The sequence below is a fragment of the Neobacillus sp. NPDC097160 genome, assembly GCF_044762155.1.
Taxonomy (GTDB): Bacteria; Bacillota; Bacilli; order Bacillales; family Cytobacillaceae; genus Neobacillus.
This window is the reverse complement of sequence record NZ_JBIWDU010000002.1, coordinates 199377-222108: the sequence shown is the minus strand read 5'-3', so window position 1 is coordinate 222108 and position 22732 is coordinate 199377. Positions and strand designations below refer to the sequence as shown.

Below are 22732 nucleotides of genomic sequence, written 5' to 3'. Positions count from 1 at the left end.
TCTGAAAAGGTATCTGCCATTCTTCGTGCTTGTTTTTCAATCTGATCCTTCAGAAGCCTTTTACTAAAAATATGCTTGGGCGAAAATTATGTTACGTGTCCCGCATCTTTTGGAAAAAGAAAAAAAGACGACACGATTAATTGTCATCTTTTCCATCTTTCTAGCTTTGGAATATTTTTTGTAAACAAGCCAGCGATAAACTTTGGCATACCGAATTCAACAATTTTTTGTTTTACTCTTTCTTTCATTTCCTCCACTGTAATATTTGGTAGAGTGAATTCTCCATTCATATAGCAGTGGCTGCAATACATAGTACTTTTTGTACCGTTCTTTTCCGTCCCCCCGCCTAGTTCATCCTTTGCTAAAGGCATTCCACAGCTTTGACAGTTTTTATAGTTTGTCATTTATTTCACTCCTTAAAAATCAAAAACATCTACAATTTTGTCCGCTCTAATTCGGTTTTGACAAAGCTTAAACAATTGCGTGAAAAATCCCTCCACTTCAAGTGGTGTGGATGGGAGTTTGATCTGAACTGCAGTCGAACCAAACATTTGCTTAAAATAGGCCTTTCGTTGATCATTTTTCCCATCTCTTTTAAATGGTTTGTATGCCCAGACAAGATGCGGCCCATCGTCAAGCTCTTGAATTTGCCGGATCTCCGCGCAGGTCGTCGACCGATCATGTGCATAGATGACTAAATAATAATTGTCATTACGGTGCCAATCAATGAATAAAAAGTAATAGCCCGTGTCACTTTCCGGACGGTTGACTTCATAAGCGGCTAACGTTTTCTTGCCGTTCGTCCATTGATGAAACTTAGGCAAGGTGCCGCCAACCGTTTCTAGTTTCCTTATCTCATACGAGACAGGTTTTGATTTTTCAATATGATTTGCTAAATAAATAGCCTGATCCTTTTCCAAAATCACTAATCTCCTTAAGGGGTTTGGTTTCATTATACTTTGCCTGTAGGGAAGAATGGAAGTTTTCGTTGTTAATGAATGTTCGTTTCGTTGCCCGAAAAGGAAAATGGGTACGCCTCATATCGTTTGTCTTTAAATTGAAACACAACTGACATCTATTTTAAAAAAAGCTTTGTTAGAATCGATATAATTGAGACTTAAAATCCGTATATACGTCGAATAGTATATGGAATAATTATGACTCTTTTCCATATGAATGACATAGAGTGTTTGCAATTGGGGGGAAAGAAAATGACGTTAGAGAAGCAACTGATACAAAAGACCTATTATAAAATGTTCATTAATGAGCAAGAAGATATACATCCAATTCGCGTTCTTGGCGAGGCGTTTCAGGAGGAGGCAAAACAGGATCTGCCTGATTTATCTTCTATCCGCTTTGCGCAGGGGGAAGTATATTTTCATCATAAAGATTTTGAAACAGCCATTTTTAAATGGGAAAACATCATTAACGAGCTTGAGCCGTGGGCCAAGAAAAATACCGCAGATGCCTACTACGAGCTTGGACTGCTTTCAACGGCTGAGGATATTTATACTGCGATTGATACTGATAATTCCACATTAAACACGGAGGTGGCCTTACAGTTATTTTCGCTATATATTGAGCGCGGGAAGGTAGATGCTGCTGTTTCGACGATTAAAAAGACAATCGTTGCTAATCCGGATTATCCGAATGTCACTGAAATCGCACGTACCTTTTTTGAGGATCAGCAAGATTGGGAGAATGCCGTTGAATTGGCCGTAACCGAAGCAAAGCGCACGGATTCGCTGGAATGGTTTGATATACTAAACGCGTATGTTCAAAAAGGTGTCACCAAAAGCCATGCTCCGAGTTATTTTTCCCAGGTCTTAATTCTTCTGTTTAGTCTGGACAAAAAGAAATTTGAGCAGCTCATTTCGTCGTTGTGGGATAGCTACAAGAATGAAGAATCCTATTTTACATGGTTAAGTGAAATCAACCATCTATTATTAAACCTTGAAATCAACCGGGATGAAAACTGGACGGAGCTTTCAAGGCTTCATAAAGAGGCGTATTTTGAATTAATTGAAGGAAGATACTTCATTAAAGTACTTCAGGATTTTATTCCCGATTTGTTAACAAATTGGCTCAGGTTGGCGGATCATGCAAATGTAGTTTTATCCTCAGCTGCTGTCCTTTCATGGAATGAGCTTTTTCCGGCAAGCATAAGTACGTCAATCGTCAGTGATGCGGAAAAAATGATCAGCATGACAGAAACAGATATGGATGAACTTGACGAGTGCCTTTCACTTTTTGATTCCATTATGAGTTGGGCCGGGGTACATGATATGGGTGAGAATAATCGCATCAAATGGCTTGTCGATCAATTAGTTGATTTTGAAACGCAGCATCTTTTTATTACCGGATTAAGCGGAACAGGAAAATCCACTTTTGTGAATAGTGTTTTAGGAGAAGATTTACAGGATAGTCCGACATCATCGATGGTAATGTTTACACATGCTCCTTCATTAGAAATTACTGAAATAACGGATAGAGAGATCACTAGCTTACCTGACTTTTCTGATTTTCAAGAACGAATGGATCGCCGCCGTAATGCACTGGAATCAGTGATTGAATTTAAGCTGCCAAGTGCATTTTTACAGGAAAGCAGGGTGGCACTCATTGATACTCCTGGGTTAAAGGGGACCCTTCATTATGATCGCTATGAAGTGTTGAAAAATTTGCAAGTTGCTGATTCTGTCCTATTTGTTCTTGATGCGAATGCCCCGTTTACCGAAAAGGAACAAGCGGCCATTAAGCAAATCCAGGAATTAGCACCTGATATTCCGGTTCATTTTCTGTTAAGTAAAATGGATACGATTGTCGGTGAGCAGGAAGCTATTCGTATCTTTGACGAAACGAGGTCAATGATTCATTCTTATTTGCCAGATGCAAGAGTGTTTGCTTTTTCTTCACAATACGATAATGGTCAGCAGCTGAAGGAATTAACAGAATTTATTCGCTCGATAAGGAATACAAGAAATATTGAGGATAAGCGTCTGGCGAAGCTGCTGTATTTTATCCGTACCACGATTGCCAGCCTGCTGCAAAAACGGATTGATGTAGAAAATCAGCTGGTTGAATCAGTGCGCTGGAATGAAGAAATGTTAATGAAATTAAATGGAGCGGTAAACCAGTTGAAAGATACGGAAGTACAAAAGACCAAGACAATCACGAAATCCTATCGAGCCATCAAACGAACGATTGAAACGGATATTTCAGAAAACGTTTCGAAAATGCTTCAGGAGTGTTCTTCCTTAATCAAGGAAGATAGCAATTTCAGTAAAATTCACTTAGAGCTCAATGATGAAATGAATCGAAGAATTCAAGATTACTTGGAAGAAAAGGTCATGCCGAAATTTTACAGCTCACTGCAGGATTGGATTGAACATTGCAAAGAGGAATTCGAGCAAAGCCAAGAATTTTTTAATGAGATGGGTGAAGGCTTTAATCATATGTATGGGGAAGAGCGTATCAAGCTCGAATGTGATTTTAAGGTGCTCGATGATTGGCTTCGTGACACTGACCGGATGACGAGCGGCTTTCAGCTTGAAAACGTTAATATTCTGCTCCGCCGTACACCATCACAATTTTTATTAAAAAGCGCCGGAAAACTGTTTGGAGCAATATCACAAAACAAGGCGCTCCTATATAACAAATACAAATCCTTTGTGGAGAATGAAGATTATTCCGATGCCATTGCAGCAGTCAATAAGCAATTTTTCCAGCCGTTTGAGCTATTTGAAAAATCGCTGGAGCGGGACATCACATATTTTTTCAGGAGTTCATTAACTGTGTTAAACCGTTCTGTCGAAGAGGCTCGTTCCGGAATACAGACAAATCAAGAAATGCTTAATAATATGAATACCAACCCAGAAATGTTCCGTGATCCATTGACACTGTTTGAAGTAAGACTTCGTCAATTCGAATGGATGACAGTGGCCGGAAAAGGAATGCAAACAATCTACTAAAAGAAGGAAGATGTCCAAACGGGCATCTTCCTTTTTTAGTAGAAAAGTCCACAAGAAAAGAAAGCGTGCTTCTTATGAAATATTAAGAAATTTTTAAGATTTATCATAAATGAATGTTAAGATTTTCCGTTTACTATTAAGATAATGATAGAGAAGTGAGAGAGTTGGGTGAATATGGATCAATATTTTGTGCTGGTTGTCGATGATGAAAAGGAAATCCGTGATGCGATAGAGATTTATTTAAAAAATGAAGGAATCACCGTGTTAAAGGCCAAGGATGGGATAGAAGCAATAGAGATTTTAAATGAACACCAGATCCATTTGATAATTTTAGATATAATGATGCCTCGGCTGGACGGGATTTCTGCTACATATAAAATTCGTGAGAAGAAAAACATACCGATTATAATTTTGAGCGCAAAAAGTGAGGATACCGATAAGATATTAGGGCTGCAGGTGGGAGCCGATGACTATGTAACTAAGCCGTTTAATCCGATGGAACTCGTTGCCCGAGTGAAATCTCAGCTAAGGAGGTATGTCACGTTTGGTACCTTTGAAGGGGTAAAAAAGGTGATTAACTTAAATGGTCTCACACTTGATCAAGAAGCAAAAGAAGTGACGGTACATGGCGAGCCGGTGAAACTGACACCAATTGAATACAAAATTGTCGAACTACTGATGACAAATGCCGGAAGGGTGTTCTCCATCAATGAAATCTATGAACGTGTTTGGAACGAACCTTGCTATAACGCTGAAAATACTGTCGCCGTTCACATAAGAAAAATCCGTGAAAAAATTGAAATAGATGCGAAAAATCCAAGATACTTGAAGGTGGTGTGGGGGATTGGCTACAAAATGGAGAAATAGAATTACCGTCGCTATCACCGCATTCCTGTTTACTTTTGGTTTAGACGGAATCCTAGCATTTTTTATCCATGGAAGCAATTTCCTCCATCGTGACTATTTCCACACCCCTGAGTTCCAAATGCAACTTGATGAATTCAAAGGGTATTTAAGTACGTTTGAGCTGTACAATATGCCAATTGAGGAAGCAAAGAAAGAAATAAAGGTTACAAAGGACGATATTATTGAGCACCGTTATCGATATGGAAATCTGACAGATCAAATCAATAACATAAAAGCACAGTATGAAGAAAAGATTCAGACAGTAACGGGTGAAGGTAACCAAGAGGCTGTGGATGCTTTCACATCCGAAAGGGACGCAAAAATCGAGGATATTACCAAGAACTTTAAAAGTGATGAGTATGTTGAGCCGAAAGTAATAAAAGAAAAAGAAAAACGATTAGAAGATTACTATAAAAAAAGAGAAAACTATCGGTCGATGTATCTGGAGTACAAAGAAGCCTTTCGTTATAATGTTAAAAATATCGAAACCGGTAAGGTCTATACAAATCTAAAAAATACAGATGAGAAAGCAATCAAAAAGGATTTTAGTGAGTACAACACGTTATTTGTAACAAATACGAAAGTTACAAAAGATGATGCAACATTTGTTGTTCCACTAAATGGAGAGCCATTGGATACTTTTATTCCAACAACGGCCGGAGCATTTGAAGGACAAATTGCTGTACCAGCATCGTTATCCTCAACCAATTTCATTATGAGTGCATATGAAAATTATAAACGTAATCAAATGCTTTTATTGATTTATACTTTGGCGGGTCTTGTTGCTTTTGTTGTAAGCATTCTTCTTCTAAAAAAGGCTAAAGCTATTCCTGCAGCAGCAGAAAAATGGCGGCCTTATTATTACAAGATTCCTATTGATATAAGAATGCTTTTTTTTAGTATAGCTGCTATTGTAGCGTTCACCGGTATATATGTTGTAAGCGATCAAATGATTTACGTATTCGATAATCCCTATAAAGGTGTAGAGATGGTAATCGGGTTGATTATAGCTGCGTTTATTTCTGCCCTTATATTTATACAGTGGAATTACCTTATGACAGAAATTAAAGATTGGCCAAATGTAAAAAAACAATGGGAAAAGGCACTTTTACATACGGCATATAGGAAAATGAGGGAGCTTTTTCAAAAATCAAGAAAAAGCTTAACAGAAGCCTTTTTGAACCAAACTACAGGTACGCAATTGTTTATACTGTTAGCCATTGTATTTGGTCTGGGGTTGGCTGCCATTTTGATTATCATCCATCCCATTTTTATTGTTTTTTATCTAATCCTTCTAGCGGTAATTGGGGTTCCAATGGTAATGGTATTGGTCAGTAAAATGGGTTATTTTAACCGAATTGTTAAAAAAACGAATGAGCTGGCCGCGGGCAAGCTTGGAGAGAACTTGCCGGTGACAGGAAAATCGGTATTGGCAGAACTTGCGGACAATATTAATCTGTTAAAGCAGGGGGTAAGAACCTCTCAAAACGAGCAGGCAAAGAGTGAACGGCTTAAAACCGAGTTAATTACGAACGTTAGCCATGACCTGAGGACACCACTAACTTCTATCATTACGTATACAGAGCTATTAAAAACAGCAGATGTATCGAGTGATGAACGGATTGCCTATCTAGAAATTATCGATCGGAAATCGAAGCGCTTAAAGGTGCTAATAGATGATTTATTTGAGGTATCAAAAATGGCAAGCGGAAATATGGAATTGAAAAAGGACAAAGTCGATCTCGTACAGCTGTTACAACAAGCACTGGCAGAATATGACGAAACCATTAACGAATCCAATTTGCAGTTTCGAGTGACAAAACCTGAGAAGCCAGTTTATTCGTTTGTTGATGGACAAAAGCTTTGGCGTGTCTTTGATAACTTAATAGGAAATATCCTTAAATATTCTTTAGAACACTCACGTGTCTATATTGGGGTATCGACATTAGATGGCCTAGCTATAATCACTTTTAAGAATGTCTCGAAATATGAACTAAACGAAAATAGTGATGAGCTATTTGAACGGTTTAAACGCGGCGATACATCGCGCCATACGGAAGGCTCAGGCTTAGGACTGGCCATTGCTCAATCGATTGTCGACCTCCATGACGGTAGACTTGAGATTGAAACGGATGGCGATTTGTTTAAAGTGAAAATTTCTTTAAATTTGCTGGACGGGTGAACCATTTAGAAAGGACATGATAGGGGAGATAAATCGTGAATAAGATTGATTTTTCAGAGGTATATAGAATGTATTATAAACGTCTTTTTCATATAAGCTATTCCATCACAAGAGATTTGCACCTGGCGGAGGATGTCGTTCAGGAAACGTTTATTAAAGCAATGAAAAAAGTTGAAACGATTGAAGATGAAACGAAAGTAGGTGCTTGGTTATCCGTCATTGCTACCAGAACAGCGATTGATTTTGTTCGCAGTGAAAGGAAGAAGAAAGCGATTCTGATGGAGCAGGAAATGCTAGAATTCTTGGGGAAAGAAATGAAGCAAAACGTAGAAGATGAAGTGGAAACAGGTATTTTGGTGGAGGAATTGAACTGTGCCATTGGGAAGCTGACGCATGAGTATAGGGATGTGCTAATGCTTAAGCTTGGAAACGGTTTAAAAGAGAATGAAATTGCTAGCATCCTCGATCTAAAGCCCAGCACTGTTAAAACTAGAATTTACAGAGCAAGGAAACAACTTAAATTACTGTTCCACAAACAATTATCCGCTTAATCTATATAAGGCAGAACCGGAAGGTCCTTCATCACCTGATGAAGGACTAATCTCGTTGGATTTTCCCTGAAAAAGTCCTTCATTTAACTAAAGAAATTTGAAAAATCGAGTCGCTTGGTACACTTCGAATTTTGTCGAAGAATGATAGGTTTTTAAAGTAGTCGAAAATGTTAGAATGGAGTTGCAACTGAATATTGGAGGGGTGGTCGGTTTGTTGATCTTCTTTTCCTTTTGCTTTTATAACACCTCATGCATTACCTTAAAGGGAGAAATATTAAGCAGTTAATTGATTAATTTGATTTATCTTTTTCAAGCAGCTCTATTATTTTATCTAATTTTTTGAAGCAGTCCTTTTTTAAATGAAGATATATACAGATACTTGGAGGAACAATGATGAAGAGTGCAAGTCCATATGTGTTTATAGATAACTGTAAAGAAGTAATGGAGTTTTACCAAAATCTATTTGGCGGGGAAATCACAAATGTTCAAAAAAGCGGTGACGGAAAGTGTTTGCATGCTGAGCTTCATCTGGGGAGTAGTATCATTCACTTTTCAGATACCTTTGGTAATACCCATGAAGGGGATAACGTACGAATCAGCTTGGAATGTGATAGTGAAGAAGAAATTAGAAGAGTGTATGATACGCTTAGTCAATCTGGAAAAATTACTGCCCCACTACAGGATACGTTTTGGGGTGCGATTCATGCAAACGTTGTTGATCATTTTGGCATTGGGTGGCTGCTTAATTATCAAAAATAACTAGAATACAGATAAAGGATGAATGTGAATGAACAACCTGACAAAAATGAAAATAAACAAACCAGCAAACGTAGTATTTGAGGCGTTCGTTGATCCTTCTAAAATCGGGAATTTTTGGTTCTCTTCAAGTTCGGAACGATGGGAAGAGGGCAAGACGATTGGATTGAGATATGATGAATACAATGCGCAACTTGAAATCGAAGTAATGGAAGTCGAAGTAAATAAAAAGACTGTTTTCCGGTGGGGGGCAAATGGTGAAGGACACATTGTTTCGATAACGTTGAATGAACTAGATCACTCAACTACAATAATTGAAGTTAAAGAAGAAGGGTTTAATGAAAGCGATAATGAGTTAATCCCTCAATTGCTAGATAATAAAGAGGGCTGGGTTTTCATGCTTACTTGTTTAAAAGGATATCTAGAATTTGGAGTGAATCAATTAAGAGGCGGGTTAGTGAAGGATTGACCTGTAAAAAGAGCTGGTTGGCTCTTTTTTTTGCAGGGTTTATATGATTCAAAGCGTGTGGTTTTTCTTTAAAAAAGGGAGATAGAAAAAATGAAGTTTTATGCATTGGAACCATTGATGAGCTAATCGACGTTGTGACATCAATAAATTAAAGATAATGAAAAATTTTTAATTGTCACTGCAGTAATGATATTCTAAAAAATAATAGAGTCAGAAGATTTTCGAAAAAATTTGTTAGAAGGTGAATCCAATAGAGCCAAATGTATATTTAACTCGACCAACAATAGAATTAAAATCTGAATATCTATCCTTTTACCAGGAATGGAAAGAAAGTGGGGAAGAAATGATCCCTTGGGTCATTAGTAAAGACCCTTCAAATTTCCAAGAAATGATTCAATTTTTACTCGATTCCGAGAAAGGAATAAATCTCCCTGAAAATTGGGTACCTGACTCCACGTTCTGGTTAGTTAATGAACTAAATAAAGTTGTTGGAGCTGTTAATATTCGGCATCGACTCACGGACAAGCTATTTAACTGTGGCGGACATATTGGTTACGGTATCCGTCCTTCTGAGAGGCGAAAAGGATATTCTACTAAACTTTTATCTTTATCATTAGAAAAAGCTAAAGAATTAGGGATTCATAAAGTTCTTGTTGTTTGTGACGAAAGTAATATAGGGTCGAAAAAAACTATATTGAATAATGGTGGGGTATCAGATACTGACTTTATTGAGGAAGATGGAAATATTATCAAAAGGTTTTGGATTGAATAATTTACATTCATTTTTAAAGTTTTTCCCTTTGCAAACATATTCTCAGCATAAACAACGGTTTCTCCACAATAACTAAAATGATTAAATATTCGCGTCATTTGTAGGATAATCTTGTTTAAGAGAGTTTTCCTAGAACTAAAGGGGCTGAATTATTTGTTTGAAACAGAGAGATGTTTTATTAATGCCTTTCAAAAATCGGATTATGTTGATGTGAAAAAATTATTTGTAAATCAGGAAGTAAGAAGATTTCTGGGTGGTATACGTCACGAAGATTCGATTGGAATAGTTTTAGATGATATGTTTAATACAAGTGACGACTCTTATTATTGGGTTGTAAGAGAAAAACTCACAGAGAATTTTATTGGTTTATTTTCTCTTGACCCTCACCACGATGGAGTTTACCTGGAAATCTCGTATCAGTTTTTACCGAATTGGTGGGGATCTGGCTATGCAACAGAAGTAGTTCAAGTGATAATTAATTTTGCATTAAATGAATTGAATCTTGCAAAAGTAGTTGCTGAAACACAAACTGCCAATACCTCCTCTTGTAGGCTTTTAGAGAGAGTAGGGATGGAATTGGAAAGAACAATTAGTAGATTTGGAGTTGAGCAAGCGATTTATTCCATTAAATCAAAAAAATAAATAATAGAAGATGATAGGAAGAGATTTAATAATAAAAAATTGAGGATAAGAAAAATGACTCAAAATGGCATTGTTTTAGTTGTAAGTGTATCAATAATCAAAGGCGACGAAGTTTTGATTATTAAAGAAAATAAACCATCTGCAATTAATAAGTGGAATTTTCCATCCGGTCGTATTGAGTATAAAGAGGACATACTCGATGCTGCCTGTAGGGAAGTAAAAGAAGAATCAGGTTTGGATGTGAATCTTACTGGTACAACTGGGATATATAACTTTATCAGTAATTCAAATGATCAAGTGATTTTATTTCATTTCACTGGCGAAATTACCGGAGGTTCATTGAAGATTGAGGAGGACGAAATTATCGATAGCAAATGGATAAAGGTAACTGAACTTATGAATTTTGATAATAATGACCTTCGTGAGACAATCGTAATAAGGAAAATAGTGGATAGATTATTAAATCAAAAGGTTCATTCCATAACTGTTTTTAATGAACAATTGTGTGTTTAAGTAAACTTTTATTGTTCATAAAAAGGATCAGTATAGTAATATTTGCCCGAAGACATGTTAATCATGAGGTGGTTTATATGCGGAACAAAGTTCTGTTTTTACTTATGATAATTAACATTTTTTTTAATGGTCAAAGTGTGGCAAAAGCCAGCTCCAATCCTAAAAAGGTTATATCAAAATCAGAAGAAGCCAATGTTATTTTATATGCGACTGAAGTAGATGGTATGTATGAAGGATTTGAGATGAAAATAGGAGGGGGAATCAAGTTTTTTCCTTTTTGGATCAATGTAACCAATCCTACCTATGCGCCAATAATTTTGTACAATGACTTAAACCATGATGGCAAGAAGGATTTGATTTTTGTATTGACCAAGGGCTATGGGACAGGTGTTCTAGACAGTGAAGTCCATGTATTGCATAAAATTCAAACCAATATAGGGGAAAACTATCATGAGGTTTTAGTAGACAACCCGATCGCGGTTATTTTGAAAAATGTTAAAACCAAGCTGACACAACATAAGGTTAAAGTGACCATTGGTGGGAAGACTACAGTCATTAATATAGACAAGTTTCAAATTCCGCCAGAGCACATGTTTAATGATGTTGGTTTTGGCAGCATCATCAAATATGACGTGGTTGATCATCAATTGGTGGCTTCCATTCCAGCTCAGATTACTCCTGCCATGTTCATTGGGTCAGTTGAAATTACCTATGAGTTTAAGGATAAGATGTACCAAGCAAAGAAGATTGACTTTAAATCGGAATAGGAAAAAGAGGTGCTTCATATCCTAAACATACTATTTTGGATTATTATTATTGCATGTTTTATCTTTAGTTTTGTTGGACTCGTTTACCCGATTATCCCTTCTGTTTTGCTGATTTGGGCTGGAGTGGTGTTATATCATTTTGGGATTAATCCAAATGAGCTTACTTGGATAACGTGGACCATGCTCGGGTTATTGACGGTTTTATTGTTTTTAGCAGATTATTTAGCAAATCTTCACTTTGTTGATAAAGCTGGGGGATCTAAGTGGGGAACGAGAGCAGCTACGATTGGTTTAATTGTTGGAAGCTTTGTGATCCCGCCTTTTGGAGTCATTATTGTGCCATTTGCATTGGTATTATTTGCTGAAATGATGCAAAAGAAAACATTCCAAGAATCCAGAAAAGTGGCTTTTGCAACCTTAATTGCCTTTTTTAGCGGGACGTTAGCAAAAGCGATGATTCAGCTCATTATGATTGGCGTCTTTGTATTTGGTGTGATTTTTTAAGAAAGCAGGCTTTTCGTTGCATGAAAAGGTTCCTTCTAGTGTTTGCATACTGGATTTTATTGCCTTTATTAAGAAAAGTAACGAATAATAGGTATCTACTTATTCTTCCTGAATAAATATAAAGACCATTAAAATTCTGGAGGTGTTTTATGCAGTTATTATTTTGGCCTTGTACGATTGCCTCCCTAATTCTCTCCATTATAGCCCTATGTACAAGGAAACCTAAACTTCTTGTTCTATCTTCAATTCTAATACTGCCAATGTCACTATATCTGGCGGCTACTCCCCTCTTCTTGGGATGGGGATTAATTTTTCCAATCCTTACCTTGGTGCAGCAAAATTGATAACAAAGAAAATGATTTGGGCTGGTGTTTTGATGGTTATACCCAATTTTTTATTAGGTTGTTGGCTGGGGTTTGTCGTTATAAGCCAGTAGTTTTTATATTATCCTCAAGTGATGATTTTGCCCCAAAAATACGTTGCCCAAATATCCAGGAGACGGTAGTGGATGAAGCGCCAATGGCCTACAAATCGATGAATGAAATTTTAGAAAAAGTCGTAGAAACAGTTGAGATTGTGAGCTTTATCAAACCGGTATATAACTTTAAAGCGAGTGAAAAATTTAATCCTAGTAGATATAAAAAATCATAGTATTATTACACAAGGGAGACTTTAAAGTAGTCTCTCTTTTTTCGACAAAAAAAGGATTTTTCAGAGATAATATGGAAATTAACCATATAGGAATGACCAAGTGGAGGATACCATGAAACATAAAATTTTATTAGTAGAAGACGACGCGGCCATCAGTGAAATGGTCCGAGGTCAATTTACCAAAGATGGCTTTGAGGTCGTGCCGGCATTTGACGGGGAAGAGGCGCTTGAGGTGTTTGCAAACGACACGTTTGATTTGATCTTACTAGACCTCATGCTGCCTAAGCTAGATGGAATGGAATTTTTAAAAATTATCCGTGAAAAAAGTATGATACCCGTGCTGATCATGTCGGCTAAGGACGGGGACTTAGACAAAGCACTTGGATTAGGCTTTGGGGCGGATGATTATATCGCTAAGCCGTTTTCAATGATCGAGCTGACAGCGAGGGTGAAAGCAGCAATCAGAAGAGCAACTCACTATTCGCGAACGGAGCAAAAGCAGGAGAACAAACTTCTGACTGTGGGAGACCTGACCCTTGATATAGACAATTTTTCAGCACAAAAAGGTGGGAAAGAAATCAAGCTGACCGCTAAGGAGTTTCATATTCTGAAACTATTTATCTCACACCCTAGCCGCGTCTATACAAAGGCGCAAATTTATAGCTTAATATGGGAAGACGAGTATTTCGGTGATGAAAATGTGATTAACGTTCATATGAGAAGACTGCGGGAGAAAATCGAGGAAGACCCGTCTAAACCGCAGTACATCAAAACTTTATGGGGTATCGGCTATAAACTTGGGGAGTTTTAACGATGGTTATTTTTTCACTCATTATCATATTTGCCTTAGTAGGATTAAATATTTTGCAATATAAATCACGAAGCCACCATAAAGAAAACCTAACGTACATACACAAAAAGCTGAAGCAGATGATCGACGGAAAAACGGATGAAAAGCTGTTATTGCAAACGGATGATGTGGAACTTAAACAGGTTTTAATCGAAATCAACCGTCTCTTAGAACATAATCAAAAAATGATGGCGAGCTACAATAAAACGGAGATCTCGATGCGAAAAATGCTCTCCAATATCTCGCATGATTTAAAAACGCCGCTGACCGTGGTCCTAGGCTATATTGAGATTATGTTGAATGAAAAGAATAGAAATCAAGAGGAAACTGAGGAGCTTTTGCAAAAAGTACACGGTAAAACGGTCGAAGTTTTAGACTTAATTAAGAAGTTCTTTGATTTAGCCAAGCTTGAGTCCGGGGATAAAGATCTGCCGCTAACAAGGGTGAATATGAATGAAGTGTGCCAGAAGAATATTTTACATTTTTATGAGGTGTTGACCACAAAGGGCTTTGACGTAGCGATTGAGCTGCCTGAAACGATGCTTTATGCGCTTGGGAATGAAGAAGAACTCGACAGGGTCTTAAATAATTTACTTTCCAATGCGATTCAATATGGAGGAGAAGGAAAGTCCCTGGGGTTGACGCTGAGAAGTGATGAACAGTCGGTTTACGTTGACGTGTGGGATAATGGCAAGGGAATCAGTGAGCTCCACAAGGATTTAGTGTTTGAACGAATGTACACACTGGAGGATTCAAGAAATAAATCCTATCAAGGCAGCGGGCTCGGTCTCACCATTACCAAACGCCTCGTGGAAAAAATGGACGGACAAATTTTTCTCAACAGCAAGCCATATGAAAAAACAACTTTTACCGTTCAATTAAAGCGAATTACATACTAATACAGCTAAGGGTGCCTCAATTAAGAGTCATCCTTTCTTTCTTAAGAATTTCGTAAGATTTGATTAATAAAAAAGAAAATACTGCTGACTAAAATAAAAGTAGTTAAAGACGAAGGGGAGCTGAAAATTTATGAGCTACATTATTAAAACAAACCAACTAACAAAAGCCTATAAGGGCAAGGGAGTTGTTACGAATGTCAATATGAAGGTAAAAAAAGGCGAGATCTACGGATTTCTTGGGCCAAACGGTGCGGGTAAAACAACGATCATGAAGATGCTGACCAATCTAGTGAAGCCAACGAGCGGAGAAATTGAAATCTTTGGTGAAAAATTAACCAATACCTCCTATGAAGTGTTAAAGCGGATGGGGAGCATTATCGAATATCCTGTTTTTTATGACAGGCTGACGGCACGTGAAAATCTAGAGCTCCACTGCGAGTATATGGGTTATTACGACAAAAAGGCGATTGATGCAGCCCTTGAATTAGTCAAATTAAAAAATATCGAGGATAAATCAGTGAAAGATTTCTCACTTGGAATGAAGCAGCGTCTCGGAATCGCTCGGGCAATTATCACCAAGCCAGAATTGTTAATTTTAGATGAACCGATTAACGGTCTTGATCCAGTGGGTATTAAAGAACTTCGCGACCTTTTTCATATGCTCTGCCGTGAATATGGAATTACCATGCTGATTTCATCGCATATTTTAGGAGAAATGGAGCAAATTGCCGATACAATTGGTGTAATCAATGACGGAAAATTAATCAAAGAAGTTTCGATGGACGAAATCCATGAACAAAATACGGAGTATATCGAGCTTTTTGTTAACGATGTGAAAAAGGCCTTTTATGTTCTGGATGAAATTCTCCATCTAACAAACTTTAAAGTAATCGGTGAATCGCGCTTCAGAATCTATGATACAGTAACATCGCAGTCAGAAATATCTAAGGCTCTTATTTTAAATGGAGTCATGATTGAGGAAATCAATAAAAAGAATCATTCACTTGAAGATTATTTCTTAACATTAATGAATGGGGGTGGAATCAGTGCGTAAATTAATCAGTCTTGAAATAAAAAAATTCAAACTATATTCCTACTTAAAAGGGATACTAATTACCAATTTCGTGATTATGGGCTTCTTATGTTTGATTTATTTCGGAGAAAAAAGTGATGGCAACATTGCCTTCGTAAGCTATGAAACAGCCTTTACAGATTTCGGCGTCTTAATTCGAGCAGCATTTATTATTTTTGCTTCGGTACTTATTGCAAGGCTATTCATTGAAGAGTATAAAAGTAACTCCATCACGTTGATGTTCATGTACCCAATTAAACGGAAGAAAATTATGATGGCGAAGTTGCTAATCGTTGCCTGTTTTACATTTTTTACGATATTCTTCTCAAATATTTTTATAGGCGGCGCCTTTTATTTAGCCGATTCCTATTTCCACTTTGTTCCTAAGGCCTTAACTGTTGAAGTAGTAAAGGACGGAATGATCAGTATGATCCTTGGAGCCATTGCGGCGGCAGGTATAGCCTTAATTCCACTGTTTTTTGGAATGAGGAAAAAGTCAGTTCCTGCAACGATTATATCTGCGATCATCTTGGCGTCACTTACAAACTCAACGAATAATGATGTAACAGTTTTCTCGTTTATTGCAATCCCCATTTCACTCGCTGCCATTGGCTGCTTAATCGCATACTTTGCCATTAGGAATATTGAAAAAGTGGATGTTAACTAGTTTCGCAGGAACAATCTCTTTTACTGAAAAAACTCGTCCATTTAGACGAGTTTTTGTTAAAAGATGAAAGGGAGTATAAATTTTGACTTTGAGAATTGTCTAGCTCCAGCGCCCTAGCGGCTAGTGTCCTTCGCTCTCCGCCCTACGATAAGTCAACATCGAATCGTCTCCGTCTCTTCGTGTTTCCTTTATCTCAGTTGGAGCGCTCCAGGCCATACGCCGATGACCTGGGCGCTTACGCTTTTATTTTTTAATATCCTTTTGAAAAATCAACAAGATTAATTGTTGGCGTTTTTCCGGAAAGATAGTCTTTTAGGTTAGGGATTAGTATGTTTTCGATTACCCGCTTATTATAATGCTCGGTGGAACCGGAAGTGTGAGGTGTTATTATGACGTTTTCCATTTCCCATAACGGACTTTCCGTACTTAATGGTTCTTTTTCAAAAACATCCAGGCCAGCTCCGGCAATCGTTCCTTCCTGTAATGCCTGAACCAACTCCTCCTCCACCACGATTTCTCCGCGGCCGATATTAATAAAAAAGGCAGAGGACTTCATCCGCTTAAACTGATCAGCACCAAATAATTGATGTGTTTCCTTCGTATGTGGCAAGGTAACCACTACATAATCACACTTTGGCAATAGAAGGTCTAACTGATCTGGTGTATACATTTCATCTACATAGACAACGGGCCTGCCTGAGTTTCTTACACCAAGTACGTTCATCCTAAAGGCCTTGGCAATTTTCGCAGTTTCTTTGCCAATCTCTCCTACGCCAATAATTCCAATTGTTTTTTCATGAATTTCAAGACCCATGTGGGCATGATGCCATGTTTTCGCTTGTTGGTTTTTGACATATGTATGGATTTTTCTTGTTAAGCCGAGCATTAACGCGAAAATGGTTTCGGAAATGGGATAGGCGTGTACACCATTTGCACTTGTTAAGGTAATGTTTTTAGATTGTAATGTTTCAAGCGGCAGGGAATCGACACCCGCGCTCCATGTTTGCAGCCATTTAAGCTTTGACTGCTGGCCAAGGCAATAATCTTCTAAGCCTTTTTTCCAGCCGGCAATAATTTCAGCATCTTTGGCATGCTCCTGAAAGATCTCTTTATCTTTGCTTACAATCAATTCCCAATCAGGAATGACGTTCTTAATTTGTTCGATTTGATCCTGCTCTAATTTTTGTGCGATGACCATTTTCCTTTTATTCATACGATTCCTCCGTTCTGAATATATATATATATAATAATGATAACGTAAGTAAGCGGAATTATTAACATATTTTGAAAAATCTTCTGATTTTCCCTTTTCTAACTCATGTGCTATTATTTAGCGATACTAAATAAATTAAAAGTAAGCGGATCTTCATTGCGAAGGTTCTTTTTTTGTAAAAGGGTGGGGATTAATTGAAGGAGCGTTTGTGGACAAAGTCGTTTATTATGCTTATGGTGGGGAACCTTTTTGTGTTTATGTCATTTCAAATGCTTATTCCAACTTTGCCGCCTTATATCAAATCAATTGGGGCATCAGGGTTAGAAATTGGTTTAGTGACTGCATTGTTTTCGATTGGTGCTGTACTTAGCCGGCCATTTATCGGCTTTATGCTGGAATACAAGCCTAGGAAGTCACTTGTAATAACTGGAGCTATCATGCTTTTACTCGTTACGATTTTATATCCGTTTTCGCAAGTAGTGTTGATTTTCCTGCTATTCCGCTTCGTACATGGCCTTGTCTGGGGCTGGTCAACAACGGTTAATGGCACAGCTGCGGTCGATGTGATTCCTAATTCACGGCTAGGTGAGGGGATGGGCTATTATGGTCTTTCGATTACCATTGGCATGATTATTGCTCCAAGTCTAGGAATCTTTTTATATAATATTACTTCTTTTACAAATCTTATTTACATTTCAGCGGCATTAGGAGTCATCGCAATATTTTTGCTTACGATTGTCCGTTATCAAACTCCTGAGGCAGTATTAAACACACGAAAAGAAGAACTGAAATTCTCTTATGTAGGATCATCGGTAGAAAAATCAAGCTGGTTTCCGGCATTTATAACGATCATCATTAATCTTGGCTATGGATCGGTAGTAACATTTATCGTGATCTTTGGACAGGAACGGGGAATTGAGCAAATCTTTTTATTCTATGTGTTTAATGCGATAATGGCCACTTTAGCAAGACCAATTGCTGGAAAATGGTTTGATGAGAAAGGCCCGATAGGATTGGTGCTGTTCTGTACTTCAATGACGTTTATCGGAATGTGGGTGCTCTCCTTTGCCCATTCGAGTCTTTTTATTGCCATTGCCGGTGTATTATTTGGTGTTGGATTCGGCTGTTTGATACCAACACTGCAATCCTGGGCATTGTTAATGACACCGTCAAAACGTCGCGGAGTGGCAAATGGGATGATCTTCTCGTCTATCGATTTGGGGATAGGGTTAAGTGGGATTATTTTTGGTGTACTCGCGCAATTTGTTGAGACAGCATCCATCTTTCGGATTGCGAGTCTTTTTCTCATTTTCGCCATTGTCTTAGTTTTATTTATGGAAAGAAAGAAACGGATAGCATCACGGGAAAGCTTGGTTCCTAAGAAAAAGGTCAGAACCTCATTTTGATTATGAGGATCTGGCCTTTTTTCTATACACTGTACATTTTCTGGGCATTTTTTTAAAAAACTGTCCAAACCATATACATTTGAAAGGGATGAACTATTCGTACCAGGGTTTCCGTCGAAAAAACGTATCTGGCACAATTCTTGCAAAATAGGAGGTTAGGAAATTAAGTGAGGAGGAAAGAGTTATGAAATTACAAGATTGTCGTGCGGTTGTAACAGGAGGCGCATCAGGACTTGGTGAAGCAACAGTTCGCAATATTGTTCAAAATGGCGGAAAGGCAGTCATCTTTGATCAATCAGAAGAAAATGGAGTAAGGCTTCAAAATGAATTAGGGGAAGCTGTATTATTTTTAAAAGCAGATGTAACGAAGGAAGAGGATATTCAAGAAGCGGTTAATAATGCTGCTGAATTTATGGGTGGAGTGAATACGGTTGTGAATTGTGCTGGAATTGGAATAGCGGAAAAGGTGCTTGGACGAAATGGCGCACATAATCTAGCACTATTTTCAAAAGTAATTAATGTCAATTTAATTGGTACCTTCAACGTCATTCGGTTGGCAGCAGAGAAGATGATGAGTAACGAAGTGAATGACCAAAACGAAAGAGGTGTTATTATTAATACCGCTTCGGTTGCAGCTTACGACGGACAAATCGGCCAGGCTGCCTATAGTGCCTCAAAGGGTGGAATTGTCGGAATGACACTGCCGATTGCGAGAGAACTAGCCAGATATGGAATCCGTGTGATGACGATTGCCCCAGGACTTTTCCATACACCAATGTTTGATACCCTGCCACAGGAAGCGAGGGATTCTTTAGGAAAAATGGTTCCTTTCCCGCCAAGACTCGGGTATCCAAAAGAGTATGCCCAGCTCGTCCAAAGTATCATCGGAAATCCAATGCTGAATGGAGAAACAATCAGACTCGATGGGGCGATTCGGATGCAGCCGAAATAAAATGAAAAGAAGGGGGGAGCGGCGTAACAGGTTCCGTTGCCTATCGCAAAATGTGTTTTTGTAACTGAAGATCCTTAGGAAAATGTATATGAAATTGCACCGCATTTTGCGGTGCTTTTAAATGTGAAAGTAAAAAAGCACAGTCCTATTTGAACTGAGCTACTCCAGATTTTTATTTTAAAGCTTCATCTACTAACGTACCCTTATTACAGTATTAGCATAAAAACCTTGATCTGATGTGCTTTTTATCTTTGTTTATATGTATCCATAGATAAGCGTTTAAGGTCTTGTCTTGGAGCCCTATGGGTGTATTTGGCAATTAAAAAATGATGTATATGGCAGTAAATTTTATTAATGAAAAAAAAGACAAAATATGCAAGTTGTGCATAAAAACTTGCATGTTTTAGGCATAGTAATTTTATTCATTACTGTGTTAAAGCCCCCCATTAGAGTTCAATAAGCGAGATGAATTAGGTGCAAAAAGTGACCTTCATTATTAACGTCTTATTCCTCATAATCTGTACGTAGAGGTGAAGCATATAGATTAATAAATAATATGTAAACAGGATACAGAATGACAGACCCATAAATCAGAAGGCTAAATCTCGGAAAAAGTGTTACTCCTGCATTAATAGGAAAAACAACAGGGAAAAAAGAGAAAAAAAGAATAAAATATGGTGCCCACAAAAGGAGTGACAAATAGCTGTATCTTCTACCTATAGTCCATTTTTTTGTTAAGCAAATGAATAAAATTGTCGAAAGTAGCAGTCCAATAACATTAATAACAGCAATTACAAAGTAAACATTATCCCATTCCCAGCCAGTTAACGTACTAATATGAGATACATTTACTATGAGTTCGATTGCTATAAACAACGCTATAGCGTATAAGGCACTAATAGTATTTAACTTTATAAAAAACTTCATCATATACCTCCTTAATTAAGAAACAGCAACACCTCTGAGTTAAGTTCTTTATTCAATTATAATCATTCTTAAAGTAACCTGCCCGTTAGTACAGAAAGAACAGCTTCAGAGACATGTATAAATATTAACATCTATACAGTTTCTCTTTGAGGATCCCTACTAATAAAGAAATTACAAGCCATTTCTTTTTATATAAAAATTGACTCTCCAAACTATTTTTTTGGTTACATTTTTAATGTTTGCAATAGGAAACAGAACCCGTAAGGAGCGGTGGCTTTCCCTTTTTGTATTACTAATGTGTTAAGCCAACAAACTACTTACCCAAGAAATGAAATACGCAGACGGAACTAATAAAAGTTGAGCCAGAAGCGTACCAAAGAATCTTGCCACCATAAGCCATGCATAGGTTTTTGTCATCTTGTCATCTCCATCCCCTTCATTTAGCGCCCGTTCAGTCATTAGAGCAATTTGCGGGTCCAGAAATAGGGTCAAGAGGATAGTCGCAATACCATTTACTACACCTGTAGCCATGTTAGAGGTAGCACTATGACCAGGATTCAACACAGATGCATACAATGCAGCCAATATTCCTGAAGTGTAAATGGCGGTAACAATAATATTGATGAGCATGATTCGTTTCGGGATTCCGCCAATACGGAGTCGATGCAGCATTGAAACTTTTGGTCGCCTTATATACGTTTCTGTTCTTCTTAATTTATGAATATTAGACAATTTCATCATGGAAATGACGGAACCGTCTATCTCTAATCGTTTAATCATAAGCATAGCCAATCGAGTAAAAGTAGGATAAAAAAATAAAGCCATGAGTGTTCCAGCGGATGCAGCCAGCAAAGCAATACGAAACACATTTAGCACATCTATTGAGGAATTATCCTTTGCGTTATCCACAATTGCCCCTAATAAAGGAGCCTGAAACATATTTGATGTTCGGGCAATCAAGAGCACAATGCCAGTCAGTGATAATGATACTGCAATCTTCTTGAGCCTAATTCCACCCAAGCGAATACTATAGGATAACGTTTCAGTCCCATGAATAATAATAGTCAAAAATATTATAATGAAAATCTTTATCGTCAATTCAAAACACCAACAATCTATTAGTTTCTAATCTTAATATATAATAAATTACCAAGTGAGTATTAATTTTACTATAGAAAGTAGTAAAATAAATACAATAAATGCCAAAGTCGACAACTTTATTAAGACAATTTGGAGGAATAATGTATGAAACATGTTAAAGGAAAGGTAGCAATTATTACAGGAGCAAGCCGGCTTAAAGGGATTGGAGCGGCTATTTGCAGAGTGTTAGCCGATGAAGGATATCATATATTTTTTACCTATTGGACTGAATATGATAAAGAAATGCCTTGGAGTATTGAAATGAATGAGCCAATGAAATTAAAAGAAGAATTATTGCAAAAAGGTGTCAAGGCATCTTGTATGGAGTTGGACTTATCTAATATAGATGCGCCAGTACATCTTTTTAATAGAGTTAATGAAGAGCTTGGTCATCCTGACATTTTAATTAATAACGCAGCATTTTCAACTAATAATAATTTTTCTAACCTAACAGCAGAAGAACTAGATAAGCATTATATGGTGAATGTTCGTGCTACAACACTTTTAAGCACTGAATTTGCGAAAAGGTTTGATAAGAAAGATGGCGGAAGAATCGTTAACCTTACTTCAGGTCAATTTCGGGGACCAATGCCTGGAGAATTAGCATACGCAACAACAAAAGGGGCAGTCGATGCACTGACAATTACGCTTTCGGCAGAACTCGCCCCTTTGGGAATTACGGTGAATGCCATAAACCCAGGACCAACCGACACAGGATGGATGACAGAAACGATAAAGAGTGACCTGCAGCCATTGTTTCCTTTCGGTAGAATAGGACATCCGGATGATGTTGCAAAAATGATAAAGTTTTTAGTAAGTGATGATGCCGCTTGGATTACCGGCCAAATTATTCATTCAGAGGGTGGGTTTAAAAGATAAATCAGGGCTCTAATTTATTGAGCCCCTTTGCTATACAAATCCCCAA

At 37.6% G+C, this 22732-nt stretch carries 23 protein-coding genes; 19 read left to right on the top strand and 4 right to left on the bottom strand.

All coding sequences use genetic code 11. From position 1 onward, the window contains the following. Window positions 1-143 precede the first annotated feature (143 nt). Window positions 144-404: a zinc ribbon domain-containing protein gene (locus ACIQXV_RS03025; protein ID WP_402955855.1), complete on the bottom strand. Its 261-nt coding sequence runs from the start codon at window positions 402-404 to the stop codon at window positions 144-146. A gap of 12 nt (window positions 405-416) precedes the next feature. Continuing rightward, the gene (locus ACIQXV_RS03020) at window positions 417-920 is read right to left on the bottom strand and encodes a hypothetical protein (RefSeq protein ID WP_402955852.1); all 504 of its coding nucleotides are present in this window, start codon (window positions 918-920) and stop codon (window positions 417-419) included. Between the two features lie 291 nt (window positions 921-1211). On the opposite strand from ACIQXV_RS03020, the gene ACIQXV_RS03015 reads away from it, so the two are divergent. The 16 genes from ACIQXV_RS03015 to ACIQXV_RS02940 all read left to right on the top strand — a co-directional run bounded on the left by ACIQXV_RS03015 (window position 1212) and on the right by ACIQXV_RS02940 (window position 16169). Continuing rightward, window positions 1212-3968: a dynamin family protein gene (locus tag ACIQXV_RS03015; protein ID WP_402955849.1), complete on the top strand. Its 2757-nt coding sequence runs from the start codon at window positions 1212-1214 to the stop codon at window positions 3966-3968. Window positions 3969-4142: 174 nt separating this feature from the next. Beyond that, window positions 4143-4835: a response regulator transcription factor gene (locus ACIQXV_RS03010; protein ID WP_402955846.1), complete on the top strand. Its 693-nt coding sequence runs from the start codon at window positions 4143-4145 to the stop codon at window positions 4833-4835. Further along, window positions 4813-7056 (top strand): sensor histidine kinase, encoded by a 2244-nt coding sequence (locus ACIQXV_RS03005; RefSeq protein WP_402955843.1) that lies wholly within the window; start codon window positions 4813-4815, stop codon window positions 7054-7056. The genes ACIQXV_RS03010 and ACIQXV_RS03005 overlap by 23 nt, the downstream gene beginning before the upstream one ends. Before the next feature lie 35 nt (window positions 7057-7091). Then, on the top strand, window positions 7092-7607 hold the full coding sequence (locus ACIQXV_RS03000) for an RNA polymerase sigma factor (RefSeq protein WP_402955840.1): 516 nt from the start codon (window positions 7092-7094) through the stop codon (window positions 7605-7607). 390 nt (window positions 7608-7997) lie between these two features. Further along, window positions 7998-8366 (top strand): VOC family protein, encoded by a 369-nt coding sequence (locus tag ACIQXV_RS02995; protein ID WP_402955837.1) that lies wholly within the window; start codon window positions 7998-8000, stop codon window positions 8364-8366. A 28-nt stretch (window positions 8367-8394) separates the two neighbouring features. Beyond that, on the top strand, window positions 8395-8832 hold the full coding sequence (locus tag ACIQXV_RS02990; protein ID WP_402955834.1) for an SRPBCC family protein: 438 nt from the start codon (window positions 8395-8397) through the stop codon (window positions 8830-8832). 250 nt (window positions 8833-9082) lie between these two features. Further along, the gene (locus ACIQXV_RS02985) at window positions 9083-9604 is read left to right on the top strand and encodes a GNAT family N-acetyltransferase (RefSeq protein ID WP_402956314.1); all 522 of its coding nucleotides are present in this window, start codon (window positions 9083-9085) and stop codon (window positions 9602-9604) included. Window positions 9605-9757: 153 nt separating this feature from the next. Next, the gene (locus ACIQXV_RS02980; protein WP_402955831.1) at window positions 9758-10246 is read left to right on the top strand and encodes a GNAT family N-acetyltransferase; all 489 of its coding nucleotides are present in this window, start codon (window positions 9758-9760) and stop codon (window positions 10244-10246) included. Window positions 10247-10300: 54 nt separating this feature from the next. Then, window positions 10301-10759, top strand: coding sequence for an NUDIX hydrolase (locus ACIQXV_RS02975; RefSeq protein WP_402955828.1), 459 nt, complete (start codon window positions 10301-10303; stop codon window positions 10757-10759). Window positions 10760-10836: 77 nt separating this feature from the next. Next, a complete protein-coding gene (locus ACIQXV_RS02970) occupies window positions 10837-11526 on the top strand; it encodes a hypothetical protein (protein WP_402955825.1) in 690 nt (229 codons plus the stop codon). Between the two features lie 18 nt (window positions 11527-11544). After that, window positions 11545-12030, top strand: a complete 486-nt coding sequence (locus ACIQXV_RS02965; protein WP_402956312.1) for a DUF456 domain-containing protein — start codon at window positions 11545-11547, stop codon at window positions 12028-12030. A 504-nt stretch (window positions 12031-12534) separates the two neighbouring features. Continuing rightward, a complete protein-coding gene (locus ACIQXV_RS02960) occupies window positions 12535-12681 on the top strand; it encodes a hypothetical protein (protein WP_402955822.1) in 147 nt (48 codons plus the stop codon). Window positions 12682-12793: 112 nt separating this feature from the next. Continuing rightward, the gene (locus ACIQXV_RS02955; protein ID WP_402955819.1) at window positions 12794-13492 is read left to right on the top strand and encodes a response regulator transcription factor; all 699 of its coding nucleotides are present in this window, start codon (window positions 12794-12796) and stop codon (window positions 13490-13492) included. A gap of 2 nt (window positions 13493-13494) precedes the next feature. Further along, the gene (locus ACIQXV_RS02950) at window positions 13495-14430 is read left to right on the top strand and encodes a sensor histidine kinase (protein WP_402955816.1); all 936 of its coding nucleotides are present in this window, start codon (window positions 13495-13497) and stop codon (window positions 14428-14430) included. 130 nt (window positions 14431-14560) lie between these two features. Further along, window positions 14561-15484: an ABC transporter ATP-binding protein gene (locus ACIQXV_RS02945; protein ID WP_402955813.1), complete on the top strand. Its 924-nt coding sequence runs from the start codon at window positions 14561-14563 to the stop codon at window positions 15482-15484. Continuing rightward, the gene (locus ACIQXV_RS02940) at window positions 15477-16169 is read left to right on the top strand and encodes an ABC transporter permease (RefSeq protein WP_402955810.1); all 693 of its coding nucleotides are present in this window, start codon (window positions 15477-15479) and stop codon (window positions 16167-16169) included. The genes ACIQXV_RS02945 and ACIQXV_RS02940 overlap by 8 nt, the downstream gene beginning before the upstream one ends. Before the next feature lie 250 nt (window positions 16170-16419). On the opposite strand, the gene ACIQXV_RS02935 is transcribed toward ACIQXV_RS02940, so the two are convergent. Further along, window positions 16420-17382, bottom strand: a complete 963-nt coding sequence (locus ACIQXV_RS02935) for a D-2-hydroxyacid dehydrogenase (RefSeq protein WP_402955808.1) — start codon at window positions 17380-17382, stop codon at window positions 16420-16422. Window positions 17383-17576: 194 nt separating this feature from the next. Here ACIQXV_RS02935 and ACIQXV_RS02930 point away from each other — a divergent pair, with 194 nt between their 5' ends. Beyond that, entirely contained in the window at window positions 17577-18788 is a 1212-nt protein-coding gene (locus ACIQXV_RS02930; protein ID WP_402955805.1) for an MFS transporter, read from the top strand. Window positions 18789-18972: 184 nt separating this feature from the next. Continuing rightward, on the top strand, window positions 18973-19740 hold the full coding sequence (locus tag ACIQXV_RS02925) for a 3-hydroxyacyl-CoA dehydrogenase (protein WP_402955803.1): 768 nt from the start codon (window positions 18973-18975) through the stop codon (window positions 19738-19740). Between the two features lie 1227 nt (window positions 19741-20967). On the opposite strand, the gene ACIQXV_RS02920 is transcribed toward ACIQXV_RS02925, so the two are convergent. Beyond that, complete coding sequence (locus ACIQXV_RS02920; protein ID WP_402955800.1) at window positions 20968-21765, bottom strand: lipid II flippase Amj family protein; 798 nt, start codon at window positions 21763-21765, stop codon at window positions 20968-20970. Window positions 21766-21912: 147 nt separating this feature from the next. On the opposite strand from ACIQXV_RS02920, the gene ACIQXV_RS02915 reads away from it, so the two are divergent. Beyond that, complete coding sequence (locus tag ACIQXV_RS02915; protein ID WP_402955797.1) at window positions 21913-22686, top strand: SDR family oxidoreductase; 774 nt, start codon at window positions 21913-21915, stop codon at window positions 22684-22686. The last annotated feature ends 46 nt before the right edge of the window (window positions 22687-22732 follow it).